General features: G+C 32.0%; 17 protein-coding genes, 1 pseudogene and 1 other annotated feature. Of the genes and pseudogenes, 17 read left to right on the forward strand and 1 reads right to left on the reverse strand.

Annotated features, from left to right (window positions below; translation table 11 throughout):
• Positions 1 to 197: 197 nt before the first annotated feature.
• Positions 198 to 998, forward strand: coding sequence for a C1 family peptidase (locus ACW0JX_RS12945; RefSeq protein WP_000097509.1), 801 nt, complete (start codon positions 198 to 200; stop codon positions 996 to 998).
• A gap of 148 nt (positions 999 to 1146) precedes the next feature.
• Positions 1147 to 1426, forward strand: a pseudogene (locus tag ACW0JX_RS12950) (glycoside hydrolase family 25 domain-containing protein); the annotation flags it as partial.
• A gap of 206 nt (positions 1427 to 1632) precedes the next feature.
• On the opposite strand, the gene ACW0JX_RS12955 reads toward ACW0JX_RS12950, so the two are convergent.
• Positions 1633 to 2514 carry a protein kinase domain-containing protein gene (locus ACW0JX_RS12955; protein WP_089171141.1) on the reverse strand — a complete coding sequence of 294 codons (882 nt, stop codon included), beginning with the start codon at positions 2512 to 2514 and terminating at the stop codon, positions 1633 to 1635.
• A gap of 127 nt (positions 2515 to 2641) precedes the next feature.
• Between ACW0JX_RS12955 and ACW0JX_RS12960 the strand changes: the two genes are divergently transcribed.
• From ACW0JX_RS12960 to ACW0JX_RS13030, 15 genes are all read left to right on the forward strand, one after another.
• On the forward strand, positions 2642 to 3157 hold the full coding sequence (locus ACW0JX_RS12960; protein WP_089171142.1) for a GrpB family protein: 516 nt from the start codon (positions 2642 to 2644) through the stop codon (positions 3155 to 3157).
• 98 nt (positions 3158 to 3255) lie between these two features.
• Positions 3256 to 3786, forward strand: coding sequence for a hypothetical protein (locus tag ACW0JX_RS12965; protein WP_016081420.1), 531 nt, complete (start codon positions 3256 to 3258; stop codon positions 3784 to 3786).
• Between the two features lie 12 nt (positions 3787 to 3798).
• On the forward strand, positions 3799 to 4473 hold the full coding sequence (locus ACW0JX_RS12970) for a response regulator transcription factor (protein WP_089171143.1): 675 nt from the start codon (positions 3799 to 3801) through the stop codon (positions 4471 to 4473).
• A complete protein-coding gene (locus ACW0JX_RS12975; RefSeq protein ID WP_459245760.1) occupies positions 4470 to 5885 on the forward strand; it encodes a HAMP domain-containing sensor histidine kinase in 1416 nt (471 codons plus the stop codon). Before ACW0JX_RS12970 ends, ACW0JX_RS12975 begins: the two co-directional genes overlap by 4 nt.
• A 106-nt stretch (positions 5886 to 5991) precedes the next feature.
• Positions 5992 to 6981 carry a zinc-binding dehydrogenase gene (locus ACW0JX_RS12980; RefSeq protein ID WP_459245761.1) on the forward strand — a complete coding sequence of 330 codons (990 nt, stop codon included), beginning with the start codon at positions 5992 to 5994 and terminating at the stop codon, positions 6979 to 6981.
• A 246-nt stretch (positions 6982 to 7227) separates the two neighbouring features.
• The gene (locus tag ACW0JX_RS12985) at positions 7228 to 7827 is read left to right on the forward strand and encodes an undecaprenyl-diphosphatase (protein ID WP_016081416.1); all 600 of its coding nucleotides are present in this window, start codon (positions 7228 to 7230) and stop codon (positions 7825 to 7827) included.
• Positions 7828 to 8113: 286 nt separating this feature from the next.
• Positions 8114 to 10252, forward strand: coding sequence for a penicillin-binding protein (locus ACW0JX_RS12990; RefSeq protein WP_089171145.1), 2139 nt, complete (start codon positions 8114 to 8116; stop codon positions 10250 to 10252).
• Between the two features lie 190 nt (positions 10253 to 10442).
• Positions 10443 to 11039, forward strand: a complete 597-nt coding sequence (locus tag ACW0JX_RS12995) for a TetR family transcriptional regulator C-terminal domain-containing protein (protein WP_089171146.1) — start codon at positions 10443 to 10445, stop codon at positions 11037 to 11039.
• A gap of 84 nt (positions 11040 to 11123) precedes the next feature.
• Complete coding sequence (locus ACW0JX_RS13000) at positions 11124 to 11945, forward strand: SDR family NAD(P)-dependent oxidoreductase (RefSeq protein WP_089171147.1); 822 nt, start codon at positions 11124 to 11126, stop codon at positions 11943 to 11945.
• Positions 11946 to 11999: 54 nt separating this feature from the next.
• Positions 12000 to 12258: a binding site (T-box leader), on the forward strand.
• Between the two features lie 65 nt (positions 12259 to 12323).
• Positions 12324 to 13556 carry an MFS transporter gene (locus tag ACW0JX_RS13005; protein ID WP_097822175.1) on the forward strand — a complete coding sequence of 411 codons (1233 nt, stop codon included), beginning with the start codon at positions 12324 to 12326 and terminating at the stop codon, positions 13554 to 13556.
• 263 nt (positions 13557 to 13819) lie between these two features.
• On the forward strand, positions 13820 to 14845 hold the full coding sequence (locus ACW0JX_RS13010) for a serine hydrolase domain-containing protein (protein WP_454484856.1): 1026 nt from the start codon (positions 13820 to 13822) through the stop codon (positions 14843 to 14845).
• A gap of 225 nt (positions 14846 to 15070) precedes the next feature.
• The gene (locus ACW0JX_RS13015) at positions 15071 to 15703 is read left to right on the forward strand and encodes a VanZ family protein (RefSeq protein ID WP_459245762.1); all 633 of its coding nucleotides are present in this window, start codon (positions 15071 to 15073) and stop codon (positions 15701 to 15703) included.
• A gap of 211 nt (positions 15704 to 15914) precedes the next feature.
• Complete coding sequence (locus ACW0JX_RS13020) at positions 15915 to 16370, forward strand: DUF1453 family protein (RefSeq protein ID WP_061660853.1); 456 nt, start codon at positions 15915 to 15917, stop codon at positions 16368 to 16370.
• A gap of 79 nt (positions 16371 to 16449) precedes the next feature.
• On the forward strand, positions 16450 to 16956 hold the full coding sequence (locus tag ACW0JX_RS13025) for a DUF3189 family protein (protein ID WP_089171150.1): 507 nt from the start codon (positions 16450 to 16452) through the stop codon (positions 16954 to 16956).
• Positions 16957 to 17155: 199 nt separating this feature from the next.
• Positions 17156 to 17962 carry a DegV family protein gene (locus ACW0JX_RS13030; RefSeq protein WP_086387372.1) on the forward strand — a complete coding sequence of 269 codons (807 nt, stop codon included), beginning with the start codon at positions 17156 to 17158 and terminating at the stop codon, positions 17960 to 17962.
• Positions 17963 to 18116 lie beyond the last annotated feature (154 nt).

Raw genomic sequence — 18116 nt, forward strand, 5'->3', positions numbered from 1 at the left:
GAAAAAAAGATATAGAGTTCAAGTAGTTGTGAGATAAATTGAAAATAGAAATTGATAAGTAAAAAGATAAATAATTAAACATACGGATGTATTGAATGCAAATGAAATAAAAATTAAATAGGTATATTTTTAATTTTTAAGTTAAGTATAGAGAAGAAATGAATTATCTAGATATTAAGAAAGGATGGATTTTTACAATGAGTTCAAATGAATCAAATTTCAGTTTTACCAGTAACAAAGATATTGTAAAGTACCTTAATGTAAGAAAAGACCCTGTTGATTTAAGAGACAAAATGTTTCGGAGTTACTTGTTTAGTAATGAGGCGGATTTGCCAACGCAAGTCGATCTTCGTCCTAAAATGTCAGGTATAGTAAACCAATGGAATATAGGTTCTTGTACGGCAAATGCAATTGTTTCAGGGTTACGAGAATATCTATTATTACAATCAGGTCGTCCATTTACTTGCTTATCTCGTTTGTTTTTATATTATCATGAACGAGAAATAGAAGGACATATTCAGGAAGATAGTGGAGCGAATGTTCGTGATGGTATGGGGGTTCTTAAAAATATTGGAGTATGCCCTGAAGAGGATTTTCCTTATACCGAGAATTTTAGAGATAAGCCATCACCAAAGGCTGAATCAGATGCTGCACTTTATAAAATTGGAACCTACCATCGTATTCAAGATTTATCGGGATTAAAGGCTGCACTTGCTCATGGATTAGTTGCTGTACTTGGATTTGCTGTACCAAAATCTTTTATGTCAGAAGAAGTGAAAAAGACTGGTATAGTTCCAGTATCAGGAACAGATGATGTAATTGTTGAAGATGGTCAGCCAGCAGGACATGCTGTTTGTGCTGTTGGATATGATGATGATAAGCAAACGGTTATTATTCGCAACAGCTGGGGAGAAGACTGGGGAGATAAAGGATATTGTTATTTCCCATATGAATTATTTAAAAATGGAATTGTGCAAGATATGTGGACAGGTCGTTAATTAGAAAAGCGATGGAAGTATGGAAACTACAAAACACGTTATACGTGTTACGGGTAGCATAAAAGAGCGTGAAAAAGATGTAGAAATAAAAGATGTAATGCATTATCATCTATTAATTAATGATATATCAGTTTTACATACAAGTGGTGTAGAGGTATCGTATAAAGGTTATGTACAAGCTATGAAGCAGCATGTGATTTCTTTTGGTAACTATGCATTCCGTCGTTTCTGAAAATGATGCACGCGTAGAAGCCCGTGATTTCTGGAACTGTGGTGACAAGAGTGCAACAGTTTGGGTGGCTGATGTAGAAGTGAAAACAATGGATGATATGCGAGCAGGTACACAGGCTTTTATCGATGAATTATGTCAATTATGTGCTAAGAAAGTCGGTTTATATGGTGATCATCATATGTATGCACCTTTTGGGTGTGAAATATTTAAACAAAAAAGTGTTAGCAAGTTTGCAAACGAACTTGCTAACACTTATACAAAATAGACATAAATTATCACTAATATGTCTTCCTCAATAATAGCCATAATCAATTAGAACACACTAGTACGAAACGCTCATAAAACTATTTTTAATATACATGACAATAGTATAAACTCTTTATTTCTTTTAATAATTTAGGGTTATATCTTTTCTGCATTAGCCGCTTTTAACCACGCTTCGTAGAATTCTGTAACTGATGCATATCGTTCTGCTCGATTGTTATTTACAGCACGATACGCTACCTCATATAATTCCTTACTTGCTTCCCATTTTATAAAGGAACGATCTTTTTCACCGCCTAAAAGTGAGAACGCCATTGCTCCCATATTAAATACATTTGTTCTTTCATCAATTATAGCGTTTAGTTCAAATTCCTCTGGTGACATAAAACGGGAGGAACCCCAAAGCCGACCCATTTTATTTATGTAAGGTTTCTTACTGTATAAATCTATATCACAAATTTTTGTCTCGTTTGTATTAAAATTATATAAAATACTACCGTCATAAAAATCTATCGCTACATAGTTTTTCTTTTCTACATAAGTATGGAAAGAAAAAATGGAATGTAAGGAATGAATTCGTTCTATAGCAGATAAATGTCTAAATTTATAAAATGGAGAGTTTGGATTTTTATATTTCGCAGGAGGTGGGAAACGCCAATGCGAATGAAGACATTCACCATCAAACCAATCGAAAATTAATACATATCCAGATTGAACTGGAAAATGATCAATTAGTCTTATGAGCGAGTCATGCTTTAATTCTTCATAGATAGTAACTGAATTTTTTAGCCTTTCAATAGCATCACCCGATGTTCCTTCATATGCAATTGTTTGTGCTCCTGCGTATTTAATAAATTTCTTATGACCATCTTTTTCTATACCAAAACTTATATTACCTGAATCTTGTTGGTCAAAAACTGCGAATACGGTCCCTAATTTAATAATCCAATCAAAATTATGATATTCTTTTAATTGGAATGTTACGTTATTTAACTGAATTTCCACGGAATTATCTTTCATAGATTACCTCACATTTAATATAATTATGTTGTACATTCCACTATTCGACATATTGTATGGAAATCCTATGCTAATAATATAAAATTTTATAAATATAATGATAAACACTTATAAAGAGGTGAATACAATGGATCAACAAATTGTTATTAAAGCATATCAAAAAGACTGGGTTGAAGAGTATATAAAAGAAAAAGAGAAATTCTGTTCCTTGTTAGGACAAGAAATAATTGCTGTTGAACATATAGGAAGCACAGCAGTAGAAGGATTAGGAGCTAAACCTCTTATTGATATGATGATTGGCGTAACAGACTTACAAATTACTGAAAACTGGATTGAAATTCTATCGGAAATTGGATATGAGTTTGTTCCAAAAGATGCAATCAATTGGCGTTTTTTTAGAAAGGGAAAATGGAGAGCCGGTACTCATCATTTGCATATTTATATTTATAATAGTGATGAGTGGAGAAACAATATTTTATTTCGTGACTTTCTAATAAGCCATGAATGGGCACGTAAAGAATATAGAGAATTAAAAGAGAGGCATGCTATTACATATGCTTTTGATCGTGTCTCATATACAAAGGCGAAAGCGCCGTTTATTCAAAATATAATAAAGTTAGCTAAAAAAATCAATAGTAATTGATATTCTCATTTTATTTTAATCTTTTTCTCATGTTCTTTTCTTTTTTATTTGATAGACTGCTTGTTACAAAGCCTTTATTAGTAAGGGGATTAAATAAAATGGAGAAGATATTAAGAAATAAATATTTGCATGTGTGTGTTAAAATTATAGGCATTACTATTATTATTTGTAGTGTAGAATTGCTATTTATTAATGTTATGTACGGCAATGCACTGAATGTAAAAGGATTAAATAAAAAATTAGGCTCTTTTGGTGAATATGGGGCGATTATCGCTGCTTCACTATGGTTTTTACGGCATATATGGTTGTTTTTAAAGAATAAAAATATACAAGGATTTAAAAAAGTTAAAGAAATATATCTATTCGCCAAAAAGTTTCATGTATTAATTGGTTACGCTGTAATAGCTGTTACGATTACTCACGGTGTTTATTTTTTAATAAAAGGGAGTCGTCATATTTTACTCATATACAGTGGTATATTTTCTCTATTAGCTATAATTGTACTAGGGATTGTTGGGTTTTATTTACAGCGAATAAATAATAAAGAAAAATTTGTGATGTATAAAAAAGTGCATCAAATCATTGTAATTATTTTTGGAATAGGATTATTTATTCATTTAATCGTCTAGGAGGAACTACTGTTGCAACACATTTTAATTATTGAGGATGAGGAAAGTTTAGCAGATTTTTTAGAATTAGAACTAAAATATGAAGGGTATCAAGTAGATATACAACTTGATGGGAGAAAAGGATTAAGCGCAGCACTTGAAAAGGATTACGATCTCATATTGCTGGATTTAATGCTGCCTGGATTAAATGGACTAGAGGTATGTCGTCGACTAAGAGCTACTAAAAATACACCTATTATTATGCTGACTGCTCGTGATAGTATTATGGACCGTGTGACAGGTTTAGATAGTGGAGCTGATGATTATCTTCCGAAACCATTTGCAATTGAAGAACTGTTAGCACGTATGAGAGTGATATTTAGACGAGAAGAACATAATGAAAACAAGCAGGTTTCATTTCTTACATTCAAAGATTTGCAACTTCAGATTGAATCTCGAACTATAACTAAAGGAAATGAAGAAATTGAACTTACAAATAAAGAATTCGAGTTATTGCTTATGTTTATGAAAAATATTAATCGCGTACTTACTCGTGATATTTTATTGGACCAAGTATGGGGATATGGTGCAATTGTTGAGACAAATATCGTTGATGTATATGTTCGTTATTTGCGAAACAAGTTACATAGTGTAGATAAGGAGGAGTATATCCAAACAGTCCGTGGTGCGGGATATATAATGAAATGATAAAAAATATTGTGTTTCGAATTCGAAATCTACCTATAAAGTGGAAACTAACACTTTGGTCCACTACACTAGTATTTATTTTATTCATTTTATATAGTGTATTGCAGTTTATTGTAATTAATAAGTGGACTATAGATTATGAACAGAAACAAATAAATAGGCAAGTGACGGAAATAGCAGCATATTTCCAAGATAAAAATGATACCCTTTCGAGTAAAACATTTGAAAATAGTAAAGAGTTTCTAAACAATATGATTGATAAGCATCAAATGATTCGTATTATTGACATGAATGGGGAGCCGATTATTACTGTTTCACGAGATTTTAATGAAACGTGGGTAAAACCGAAGCAGGTTATAAAAGATGAGTCATTTATAAAAAGGCATTTAGAAGATCGAATATTAGTTAAGCGCATACCAATTAAAACGAAAGACTTTACTGGCACTATTGAACTTACGAAAAACCTAGAGATATTTGATCATTTATTAAAAATTATTTTAGTGGTAATGGTTATTGCTGGAATATTCGGATTGATATTTAGTTTTTTAGGCGGGATACTTATAACGAAGAAACTATTATCAAGTGTCCAAAGTATAACAGATACGATGAAACGTATTAAGAAGAATGGACTAAATGAACGAGTTCCAGTACGAGAAAATAACGATGAGCTTGCAAAATTAGCACTTCTTTTTAACGAGATGATGGATGAAGTAGAAACTTCTTTTACACAACAGAAACAGTTTGTTGAAGACGCATCTCATGAATTAAGAACACCGTTAACAATTATTCATGGGCACTTAGCGATGTTAAATCGATGGGGGAAAAGTGATCCAGCAGTATTAGATAAATCTCTTCAATCTAGTTTAAAGGAAGTAGATCGTTTAAATAAATTAGTTTCAGAATTGCTAGAACTATCAAGAGCTGAATCTGAACAATTGCATCCAATAGCAGCTGAGCCAGTACATGTAAATAGCGTATTAAAACATGTTACACAAAACTTTGTAGTACTTCAAAGTGATTTTCAATTTGATATGAAATTTGGGGATGATGCAGCTTATGTGTCAATGCCATCATCTTACTTAGAACAAATTATTATTATCATAATGGATAATGCAGTTAAGTATACAAAAGAGATTAATAAATATATTTGCATAGAATCTAGTTTACAATCAGGGAAAGTTAAAATTTGTGTAATAGATCATGGAGCGGGAATACCTGAATCCGATTTACCATTTGTTCTTAATCGGTTTTACCGAGTTGACAAAGCGAGAAGTCGAAAACAAGGTGGTAACGGGCTAGGCTTGTCTATTGCCAAACGACTTGTAGAAAAATATAACGGAGCTATTCAAATAGAGAGTAAAGAAAATGAAGGAACAATCGTTACGATTACATTACCTTGTATAATAAAATAAGCAATCAAAGAAGGGATGCTTTTTGCATTCCTTCTTTTTTTACGATCAAATCATTTTGTTTATTTCGAAATTTCTAGTACATTAAAATTATTAAGGGGGAATAATAATGAAAGCTATCGTACATCAATATAAAACTGGATTTGACGGTGTAGAATATAAAATATCACCTGGGAGAACACTTAATGATGGGGAAGTTAAAGTGAAATTAAAATCAGCAGGTTTAAATCATCGGGATATATTTATTATGAATAATAGAAAAGAAATGCAATTACCTTTAATCTTAGGATCAGATGGTGCAGGTATTGTTACGGAAATTGGAAATGGTGTTTCTGATAACATACTACATACAGAAGTTATTATTAATCCTAGTATTGGATGGGAACATGCTACTGAAGTACCGGAGTTACCGGAAGTGCTAGGTGGACCAAAAGATGGAACGTTTGCTGAATATGTAATTGTACCAGCTGAAAATGTAGTAGAAAAGCCGTCATATCTTACTTGGGAAGAATCAGGTGTTTTATCTTTATCCGCATTAACTGCATATAGAGCGCTTTTTACAAAAGGTAGATTGAAGTGCGGTGAACACGTTTTAATTCCGGGAATAGGCGGTGGTGTTGCTACTTTTTCCATGTTATTCGCGAAAGCAATCGGCGCAAAAGTGAGTGTTACTTCAAGGGTAGAGAATAAAATGGAACTTGCTGAAAAATATGGTGCAGATATTTCGTTTCATAGTGCCGGAAATTGGGGAGAGAGCTTACAAGGTGAAAAAGTAGATTTAATAATAGATAGTATAGGTCCGGCAACTTTTTTGAAATATTTTGATGTATTAAAACCAAATGGAAGAATCGTGAATTTTGGTGCAAGCTCAGGAGATAAAATTGAATTACCATTACGCGCATTATTTTATAATCAAATTGATATTATGGGAACATCCATGGGTAGCCGTGAGGAATTTAATGAGATGATAAAGTTTATAGAAAAACATCAAATTAAACCAATTATTGATAAAGTTTACTCGTTAGAAGAAGCAATTAGTGCGCTAAGCCGTATGGAGATTGGAGAACAATTCGGAAATATTGTACTTCAAATGAATTAAAAAATATGATTTTGCAATTAGTATATTTAAATGAACATGTTATGTATCCAAAACAAGAAAAAATACGAACCGCCTTATTATAAAGGCTTACCGGCTTTATACATAAATAGCGTATAAAATTTGTTTTTTAATTGTCACATGAGTAATAGTAAAATGAGAATTAGATGAAAAAAGTTTAAGCCTATTTTCATAATGGTATTGTATACTGTGTAAATCAAGAACACTTGTATGTAAGGAGAGAGTTTAATGAATTACACAGTATTTCAGTGGTTTAATAATTTTGCTGGTTCATCCAAACTATTAGATACGCTAATGGTTGCTATTACAAATAGCGCTGCATACGTAGCCATTCTATTTATGCTTATCTTATGGTTTAATAATGGAAAGAAAGAGAAAGCAATTAGAAAACAATATACAGTTTTATATACGACGCTTTCGGTTATTATTGCATTATTAGTAAATGTTCTTATACACGCGGTATATTACCATCCGCGTCCGTTCGTATCACATGATGTACATCAATTAGTACCACATGCAGCAGATTCATCATTCGTTAGTGATCATTCTGTACTTGTATTTTCAATCGCCTTCGTATTTATTCTTAGAGGAGAAAAACTGAAATACATCGCGCTATTATGGGCAGTGTTAGTCGGTATATCACGTATGTACGTAGGTGTTCATTATCCTTTAGATATACTTGGTGCAGCATTCTTAACACTTATTACGAGCGCTTTAGTAATGCAAAGTACACGTATGTTTGAACCAATAGCGAAACTTGTATTCAAAATGTATGCATTAGTAGCGAGACGAATTCCTTTCTTAGCGAAATATAATCATATCGCGTAATTTTCTTATAAAAAGTTCCCCTTTGGACATCCGGAGGGGAACTTTTTATAGTAAATACGAAAAGAGTGTAGAGTGCTATACATTCAAGTTTCATTAATGAATATTCAGAAATTTCACGCACCGTATTTTAAATAAAAAAATAAAGACACAAAATAACAATAGTTAGTTTCGCATTGTTTTAAAGGAATTAAAAAGAAAACTTCGAAACATATAGTATTGCAAACAAAAACTACAAATTTCAAACCATATCTTCGTATAAATCAATCCAAAAAGAAAGGAGATAAATATGCAAAAACTTCAAACGAATAAAGGCGCTCGATATATGATGATTGCTTTTATTGTTTTATTTCTTATTATGATTTTGCGTATATTCTATATTCAGGCAGTAGGAGTCGTGCATAATGTGAATGTAAAGGATCTCGCGAATGAACAACATAATAAAAAAGGTGTTTTAGAAGCGAATCGTGGCACTATCTATGATCAAACCGGAAAGGTGTTAGTACAAGATTCTACAACATATCGAGTTGTTGTGAATTTAAAAGGAAAAGATAAAGTGAAAAATAAAGATGAAACCGCACAACAATTAGCCGATGCGCTTGAAATTGATAAAGAAGAAGTATTAAAAAACTTTCATGAAGGGCGTACGCAAGTTGAAATTGGGAAAATTGGTCGGAACTTATCTAGGGAAAAGAAGGAAAAAATTAATGATTTAAAAATACCAGGTGTATCTTTTATGTCGGAAAAAGCAAGAGTGTATCCAAATGAAGACTTTGCATCCTATATACTTGGTTTTGCTAGACCAGATGATAAAGGGAATACGGAAGGGAAGTTTGGGCTTGAAAAGAGTTTGGATAAATATTTGCGCTCTACAAACGGGAATATAGAATATGTGGGTACACGAAGGGGGATTCCGCTTACGAATGATATAGGTAAAGTAGAACCAGCTAAAAATGGGAATAACGTATATTTAACGCTTGATAAACAAATTAATAGCTTTTTAGAAGAAGCGATGAACAAAGCGCAAGAACATTATGATCCTTCTATGTTAATTGGCATTATTGCTGATCCAAAAACAGGAAAGGTGTTAGCAATGTCTAGTAAACCTAGTTACAATCCTAATGTAGGTGATATCGAATACTTTTTAAATGACCCGATTGCAAATGCATATGAACCAGGTTCAACAATGAAAGTTTTTACGTTAGCAGCTGCCATTAATGAAGGTGTATATAACGGAAAAGAATATTTTCAATCTGGAAAATATTCCGTTGGTTCATCTGATATAAAAGACCATAATGGTGGATTTGGATGGGGATCAATTACATTTGATGAAGGATTTGAAAGGTCATCAAACGTAGCTTTTTCTATTTTAGAAGATCAGTTACTGAAACCAAATAAATTTAAGCAATATATGAATAAATTTGGATTCAATCAAAAAACAGGGATAGATTTACCTGGAGAAAGGAAAAATACTTTATTATTAAATACACAAATTCAACAGGTTACAACTTCTTTTGGTCAAGGTTCTACAGTAACTCCGATTCAATTAATCCAAGCGGCTACTGCTATAGCAAATGACGGGAAAATGATGCAACCATATATCGTTGATAAAGTTGTAAATCCAACAAACAAAGAAGTTATTATGGAAAATCAACCGAAAGAAATTGGGAATCCGATAAAAAAAGAAACAGCGGACAAAGTTAGAAGCTTAATGGAGCGTGTCATAACATCTTCAAAAGGAACTGGTACAATGTATAAAGTGGATGGTTATCCAATTGGAGGTAAAACAGGAACAGCACAAATCCCGAATCCTGAAAACGGCCGATATATGGAAGGGAAAGAGAATTACATTTTCTCCTTTTTAGGAATGGCTCCAATTGATGATCCGGAGTTAATCGTATACTTAGCTATTAAGCAGCCAAAGTTAAAAGGAGATGAGTATGGAGCTCAGCCTCTTGCTGAAATATTTAAACCTGTTATAAAAAACAGCCTTGAATATTTAAAGGTGAAACCGTATACAGAAAAACAAATAGCTGATGCAACGAAGCAATCTCAATTAAAAGTACAAAATTATGTAAATCAATCGATGGGTACAGCAGAGAAAAGTGTAGAAAAAGAGAAGCTACAGCCAATAATTTTAGGAGAAGGAAAAATAATAAAACAATATCCACAGTCTGGCGAGGTCATGAGTGAAGGGGATCGTATATTTTTATTAGGGAATAACGCACAAATGCCAAATATAAAAGGTTGGTCCATGCGTGATGTTATGTATTTCTCTAAGCTTTTGAAATTAGATTTGAAAACTTCTGGTACAGGTTATGTAACGAGCCAAAGTATTGAAAAAGGACAAAATTTACAAGAAGGAGATACACTGGAACTAGAATTAGAACCGCCGTTACAACCGTTAACAGAGGCGAATACGAATTAATTCAAACTTGTTGAAGAACCTATATCCAATAGGTTCTTTTTTAAAAATTTATGAGTAATTTCACGCACCGTATTTTTTAGAAAAAATAATAAATAAAATACTTAACAGTTACTAAAACAAAAAAAACTTACATATATTGAAATTAGAACGATTGTTCAATTTTTGTATTAAACGATGGAAGGAGTCTACATTGAATAAAAGACGATATGATAGTGATTTAGCCAAAGAAATAATAGCAGAAAAAGCGATAGAATTATTTTCCTTAAAAGGGTATACAAGAACCTCCATTGATAACATTGCTAAAGCCTCTGGTTATAGTAAAGGACATATATATTATCATTATAAAAATAAAGAAGAATTATTTGTTTATTTAGCTAAAGACAGTATGAAAAACTGGCATGATAAATGGGAAATGGCAGAAAAACAGTATACAAACGCAACTGAAAAATTATATGGAATGGCTAAATTTGTACTTTATAATTACAAAACGCCGTTATTAAGAGCGGGGCAAGAACTTGCCTCTGATCCGAGCACGAATCCTTCTACAGTTCAACAACTTTATGGTTTAGCTGTTGTCCCTTTAAAGGCATATCAACAAATTTTAGATGAAGGTATAAAAAGTGGTGAGTTTTATATGAAAAATGTTGAGGGTTCATGCCTTTTATTAGGTTCATGGCTAGGTGGATTATGTCAATTCATTCATTCAATTGAAATGGAGAAATTAGAAGTTTTATTTGAAGAAGCTATTAAAATTTTTTTACTCTCTATTTCAAACAAATTTATGTAGCGTGACACGCGAATTAGAACGATTGTTCAAATCCTTACACTCGTCCGTTTTCATTTTATGCATAAACAACAGGAGGTTATTTATATGGATGAGCAAAAAATCGCAATTATAACTGGCGGCGCTTCTGGTATTGGTAAAGCTTTAGCCATTCAATTAGCAAATAAAGATATATTTGTAATTATCGCTGATATTAATGAAACTTGTGGCCAAGTCCTTGTGAATAATATAAAAAATAATAATCAACTAGCTAGGTTCGAATATTTAGATGTTACTAACGCTGGATCCGTAGAAGAACTTATTATAAAAATAGTTAATGAGTTTGGTAGAATTGATTATATGTTTAATAATGCAGGAATTGCTATGTATGGAGAAGTATTCGATATGTCTTTGGATGATTGGAAACATATTATTGAAATAAATTTATTAGGAGTAATTTACGGGACACAATTGGCTTACCAATTCATGAAAAAACAAGGATTTGGTCATATCATTAATACTGCTTCTGCAACTGGTTTAGGACCAGCTCCCTTTTGTACCGCGTATGCAACAACCAAACATGCTATCGTAGGTTTAACAACTTCATTACATTATGAGGCGGAAGAATACGGTGTAAATGTAAGTGTGCTTTGTCCAACTTTTGTAGATACACCCATATTTGAAAAATCAATTGCAATTAATATGAATAAGAATCAAATTATAAAACAACTAAAAACAAATAAGCCAATTTCAGCTGACAAGTTTGCTGAAATTGCACTGAAAGCTATTCATAAAAATAAATTAGTAATTTGTCCAATGCCATTAAAAAAAACGATGGACGTATTCTTTACTTTATTTCCTTATCTTCATAAAAAGCTAATGCGTTTCGTATGTCGAATTGGTCGTAAAGCAAAAATGACGAAAATATAAATGTCTGATTATTGTTTATTTACAGTTAAATGTATATGTGATAATATGGAAAAAATAAATGCAGTGAAGAGAAGAGTAAATAAAATGAATTTTTCACAGAGAGCTCCATGTAGCTGAAAAGGAGTAAAAATTCTTTATTGAACCAAGCCTCTGAGCAGCACATCGGAACCTATTATTAGGGGATGGTGTGACGGGAGCTCCCGTTATAGAGCTATGGTATAAGCATGAATTAGAATGCAGTACCTGATAAGGTTAGTATGGTGACATATTAACAAACTAGGGTGGCACCGCGATGATAAATCTCGTCCCTAAGATTAAAAGTCTTGGGGGTGGGATTTTTTTATTGTTGTAAAACAATTTTGAAAGCGGGGGCCAAAAATGAAAAATTTACTTAAAGATTGGAAATATCCTTTATTACTATTGTCCGGAGTTGGTATTGCGAATTTAGGGGCATGGATTTACTTAATAGCACTGAATGTACTTGTCTATAATATGGGTGGCTCAGCCTTAGCTGTTGCTACTTTATATGTAATAAAACCATTAGCCACTTTATTTACAAACGCTTGGTCTGGGAGTATGATTGATCGTTTAAATAAACGGAAATTAATGATTCACCTCGATATATATCGTGCGTTATTTATCGCTATTTTACCTTTACTTCCGTCACTTTGGATTGTTTATGTATTCGTATTCTTTATAAGTATGGCCAGTGCAATTTATGAGCCAACTGCTATGACGTATATGACGAAATTAATTCCAGTAGAGCAAAGACAACGTTTCAACTCATTACGTACTTTAATAGGATCTGGTGCATCATTAATTGGACCAGCAGTAGCGGGGGGATTATTAATTGCAGGTACACCAGAGTTTGCTATATATATGAATGCTATAGCATTTCTCTTATCAGGATTCATTACATTACTTTTACCTAATCTTGATAAGAAAGAAGCTTCGGATACAACAAGTAATACATTATCTCTTACAGTATTAAAAAAAGATTGGAACACTGTTATAAATTTTAGTAGAAAACATGTGTATGTCGTATGTGTGTATTTCTTATTTCAAAGTATGTTCGTATTAGCAACTGCTACTGATTCACTTGAACTATCGTTTGCGAAAGAGGTATTACTACTAACAGATAGTGAATATGGTTTTCTAGTTAGTATAGCTGGTGCAGGATTTATTTTAGGTGCCATAACAAATACAATTTTGTCAAAGAAATTAGCACATTCATTTCTAATTGGAATAGGATCATTATTCATCGCAATTGGTTATTTAATTTATGCTTTTTCAAATATATTTTTAATAGCTGCTATTGGATTCTTTATTTTATCTTTCTCTATGGCATATGCAAATACAGGATTTTATACGTTTTACCAAAATAACGTTCCCGTTCATATAATGGGACGGATCGGAAGTATCTATGGACTTGTTATTGCGTTAGTAACAATCTTTATTACAATATTATCTGGTGTTGCGACTCAGTTCATTTCTATACAACTTGTAGTTATTGTAGGTTCATTGATCATGTTATTTATTACTATCGTCTTGTGTGTGTTTACTTTATTCCCATCACAATCTAAGTTGTATTCTACTGAATCAATAAAGTGAAATCTTAATCAGGGGGCATCCCCCACTGATTATCAGCCCTCACCAATCGGGCTTTTACGGGCAGCAGGGTCCCCACTAAACTTCTTTGCTTTCGCTGAATTTTGAGATGGGGGTCCTACTGCCCACAAATAGTGGAATACATTCGAAATGAACTTTGTGTTCTCATTAACAATTTATCGTATTTAATAAAAGGGTTCTTTCCCCTTTATATGGGAAAATTAATAAGGGTAAAGAACAATACCGAAAGACAAGGGGGGGGTGTCGTGATAAAAACAAAAGATGAAATTAATAAAATTGTAAAAGAAATACAAAAGAAAATAGATTTCTCTGGGGTAGTTTTAGTAAAAAAAGCAAAAGACTTAATCTATGAAAAAGCAATGGGTTACGCAAACAAAAGTGAATGTATAAACAATACGATACAAACAAGATTCGGCATTGCCTCAGGATGTAAAATTTTCACTGCAATTGGAATCTGTCAACTTGTTGAAAAAGGTGTTATTTCTTTTCATACAAAATTAAAGGATTGTCTAGAGATAAAACTTCCAAACTTCGATGAAGATATTACAATACATCAACTACTAACGCATAGCTCTGGTATACCAGATTATTTTGATGAAAGTATTATGGATAACTTCGAGGATCTTTGGAAACAAACACCTATGTATCTATTAAAGAGCTTAAAAGACTTTTTACCATTATTCCAAAACAGTAATATGATGTTTGCACCTGGGAGTAAGTTTCACTACAACAACGCAGGTTTTATCATACTTGGATTAATAATAGAAGAACAGACGGGACTTAAATTTACGGAGTATATAGAAACAAACATTTTTAATTCGATTGGCATGAATGATTCTGGCTATTTTTCGTTAGATAAATTACCAAGACATACAGCTCTAGGATATATAAAGGACGAAACCAACCAAAATTGGAGAACAAACGCTTACTCTATACCAATAAAAGGAGGGGCTGATGGAGGTGCATATGTTACTGCACCAGACATGTTGAAATTTTGGGCGGCACTATTTAATAATGAAATTTTAGGAAAGGAATATACAAAGTTACTTTTAACTCCCCACATTCATGTAAATGATAAACAGTCTTACGGATATGGAATATGGATTGAAACACGAGAAAACAAGGTATTCAAATATCATGTAATGGGATATGATCCAGGCGTCAGTTTTCGCTCGGCCATATATCCAGAATTAGGAATCACTTTAGTTATTCCATCGAATAAAGGGGCAGGACCTGAAAAATTAATGACAGAAATAGAAAGAGCTTTTTAATTATATGGATATAAAAGAAGAGATACGAAAATAATTTAAACGGGTTTATGATTGTTTCTGTTCTGAAAAATATTTTAGTTAACGAGGAACCCTTTATTTATTAAATAAGGGGTTTTTGTAATTCTGCACAATTACATATGCTTATATGGATTTTTAAATTAAAAAACATTACTATATAATTGTAAATTTAAATTATTAATTCATATGAAAGGATGTGTTAACAATTTGTATATGATCAACGGTAGTTTGTTTATTATTTTAGGGGTTATTTGTTATTTAATTGTACGTGGAATATTAATTGGTACAAAAAATAAAAAACATATGATTTGGTGGAAAGAAATAATAAGTTTTTTATTCTTGGTCTACATTTGTATGGTTGTTGCAGTAACTTTATTCCCTTTACCAATCGGTTTTCCTTCTAATATTGAAAATCTGAATCGCTCGGTCAATATAATTCCATTTGCATCAATTATTAAAGACATCAATCAAATTGGTAGTGCTTATGATGGGGATGCCCTATTTATGATTGGTCTTATTGTAAGAAATGTAGGCGGGAATATTTTATTATTAATGCCTTTAGGATTTTTAGCACCAATTTTATGGGATAAATATAAAAAGTTCAAAAATACTATTTTATTGGGATTTACTATATCAGTTAGTATTGAATTGCTACAATTAATTCAGTCTTTATTTAGTGGAGTGGGACGTATTACTGATATTGATGATGTAATCTGTAACGTTCTAGGTTCTATTTTGGGATATTGTATTTATAAAATCTTTTTAAAAATGGCTAATAAATGTATCATTCGAGTGTTAGATAAAACTAATTCTAAAGGTATAAAATTAGTTGATAAATAAAAATTTAAACGAGGTTATGAATATATTAATAAAATTATTGAAGACGTACTTTTTAATTGTACGTCTTTTTATTTTTAAAAATAATGCTTAAGGCTGATGAGGAATCACATTCCCCATCTTACAATTGAAAGTAGCTATCGTATTTCAAGTATGGAATGAAAAGAGGAGAATATAATCTTTAAAGATAAACAAGTTTATAGGAGGATTCTAAATGGATATTTTACTTGTTGTTCTTATTATTGTTTTGATGCAAAGTAAAGAACGAAAAGTGAAAATAAACCGTATTTGGCTCATTCCGGCTTTATTGTGCTTTGTAACAATCCAGTCCATTATTCATATGGGACAAATAACTTTGCTGCAAGGACTACTGTTTGTTGTAATGCTTGGAATCGGCTTAGGTCTTGGAATTATACGAGGAAGAGCTTTAACATTTCGAGTAGATAGTGAAACAGGTCATGTACTCCGAAAAGGAAATTGGGTAAGTACAATAATCCTTCTTATTATTTTAGGAGCAAAAATTATAATTAAACAAAGTATGTTTTCTGGTAGTACACACCAGACATTAATGGTTGTAACAAACGCCTTTTTATGTATTACATTAGGCACCGTGATTAGTAGACGTTATTATATTTGGAAAAAATATAATGAATTAACACAAAAAGCGTAAATACATTCATCCCTTGTTTAACATTGCTAAGAACGGTAATACTAATTAACATTGAACTTTTACAACAAGGGATGATAATATGATATACATTTACACAGACTTCGGCGGTACTCATACAACTTCACTTGCTGCAGCGTATCATTTGAATAAATTACCAACGGATCGTAAGTTAACGAAAGAAGAAATTTTGAATGTAGATTACTTTAATAAATTGAAAACAGAAGATATGGGAAAAATTATTTTTCATGGAATTGATGAACATGGTCATCCTGTATATACGATTGGATGTGGCGCATCAAAAGTTGTTGTACCTGCGATGAAGCATTTAGGAGAAATCTTGCAAAAACATTATCAAAGTCATGAAAAAATTATTTTTTCTAATACATCACCAACTGTACCTTTACCAATGACTTTTGGTGGTCTGTTTTCTAGAAGGTTCCATATCGATTTTATTGGCGTACCGTTACTCGTATGGGGAGCAAAAATTTGCTGTGATAATATACAAAGGCTTGTTAGTTATACAAAAGAAGCTGGAAGATTAACGAATGATTATGTTGTAATTTTAGATAATGAAAATTTTAAATAGTATATGATAAGAAGAAAATCGAGCAAATTCCTTGATTTTCTTTTTTATTTGTGAAATAGACAAGAAATAGTCACATTTAATATACATCTACTATAGCCAAAACAATAAAGTCCTGTTACTATTACAGGGATATTCTCTTTTTATAACATAAATATATAGAAAAATTAGAAAAGAGGAATTGAATTAAGGGAGGAACAACATGAAGCGTGTTGCTTGGATTACTGATAGTACAACTGCGAATTTAAAAACAGAAGGAGATAACTTTGTTATCCCAATCGAAGTTATTATTGATGGAATTTCGTACAAAGATTGTGAAGAAGGTGTACGTGAACGTGTTTATAATGCGTTAAACGAAGGTAAAACAGTCACTACTTCACAACCTAATATTGGGGAAATGGTAGAGTTATTTACGAAATGCAAAGAAGAATATGAAGAAGGATTTGCAGTTGCTATTAGCGGAAAAGTAAGTGGAACCTATCAAAATATGAAGCTAGCTGCAGAAATGGCAGGTTTTCCATTAACGGTATTAGACAGTGAAACAACAAGTTATCCAATGGATGAACTAATTAGAAAAGCGAAATCGTTATACAATGATGGTATGACTTTACAAGATATACACAAAACATTAGTAGATGAAAAAAGAAGACCTTTCCACGTATTCCCGAAAAGTTTAAAAGGCCTTTATGCAAGTGGTCGTGTAAAGGGCATTCAATTTTTACTTGGAAGTTTATTAAGTGTTAACTTAATATTAGAAGTAAAAGGTGGAGAGCTTTTACTTGAAAAGAAAGTTCGTAAAATCCAAAAATGTCGAGAATATATTAAAAATGAACTTGAAAAAGAATTACCAAAAGTACTTCACATGTTCCATGCTAATGATAAAGATGGAGCCGAGGAATGGATTGCAGATATTAGACAAGCATTCCCTGAAATGGATTTCAAATTATATCCATTACCAATTTCATTTGCGGTTCATGCAGGTGAAGGTACAATAGCAATTAGTTATTAAAGTAAAACCCGTGAATTATTCACGGGTTTTTTATTTAATTAAAATGAAATGTGATCTCGACATATCTCCATCGAGGTTAGAAATCGATGGTCGAGCTACCTTCTCATATATAACTGTGGAATGCCTTTTTTATGACTTATCCAATTATTTCTTA

The sequence above is a fragment of the Bacillus sp. C-3-6 genome, assembly GCF_054509685.1.

Excerpts from the sequence above, each read along its gene's own strand:
- ACW0JX_RS12945 (WP_000097509.1), top strand. The coding sequence starts at position 198 with ATGAGTTCAAATGAATCAAATTTCAGTTTTACCAGTAACAAAGATATT.
- ACW0JX_RS12955 (WP_089171141.1), bottom strand. The coding sequence starts at position 2,514 with ATGAAAGATAATTCCGTGGAAATTCAGTTAAATAACGTAACATTCCAA.
- ACW0JX_RS12960 (WP_089171142.1), top strand. The coding sequence starts at position 2,642 with ATGGATCAACAAATTGTTATTAAAGCATATCAAAAAGACTGGGTTGAA.
- ACW0JX_RS12965 (WP_016081420.1), top strand. The coding sequence starts at position 3,256 with ATGGAGAAGATATTAAGAAATAAATATTTGCATGTGTGTGTTAAAATT.
- ACW0JX_RS12975 (WP_459245760.1), top strand. The coding sequence starts at position 4,470 with ATGATAAAAAATATTGTGTTTCGAATTCGAAATCTACCTATAAAGTGG.
- ACW0JX_RS12980 (WP_459245761.1), top strand. The coding sequence starts at position 5,992 with ATGAAAGCTATCGTACATCAATATAAAACTGGATTTGACGGTGTAGAA.
- ACW0JX_RS12985 (WP_016081416.1), top strand. The coding sequence starts at position 7,228 with ATGAATTACACAGTATTTCAGTGGTTTAATAATTTTGCTGGTTCATCC.
- ACW0JX_RS12990 (WP_089171145.1), top strand. The coding sequence starts at position 8,114 with ATGCAAAAACTTCAAACGAATAAAGGCGCTCGATATATGATGATTGCT.
- ACW0JX_RS13000 (WP_089171147.1), top strand. The coding sequence starts at position 11,124 with ATGGATGAGCAAAAAATCGCAATTATAACTGGCGGCGCTTCTGGTATT.
- ACW0JX_RS13005 (WP_097822175.1), top strand. The coding sequence starts at position 12,324 with ATGAAAAATTTACTTAAAGATTGGAAATATCCTTTATTACTATTGTCC.
- ACW0JX_RS13020 (WP_061660853.1), top strand. The coding sequence starts at position 15,915 with ATGGATATTTTACTTGTTGTTCTTATTATTGTTTTGATGCAAAGTAAA.
- ACW0JX_RS13025 (WP_089171150.1), top strand. The coding sequence starts at position 16,450 with ATGATATACATTTACACAGACTTCGGCGGTACTCATACAACTTCACTT.
- ACW0JX_RS13030 (WP_086387372.1), top strand. The coding sequence starts at position 17,156 with ATGAAGCGTGTTGCTTGGATTACTGATAGTACAACTGCGAATTTAAAA.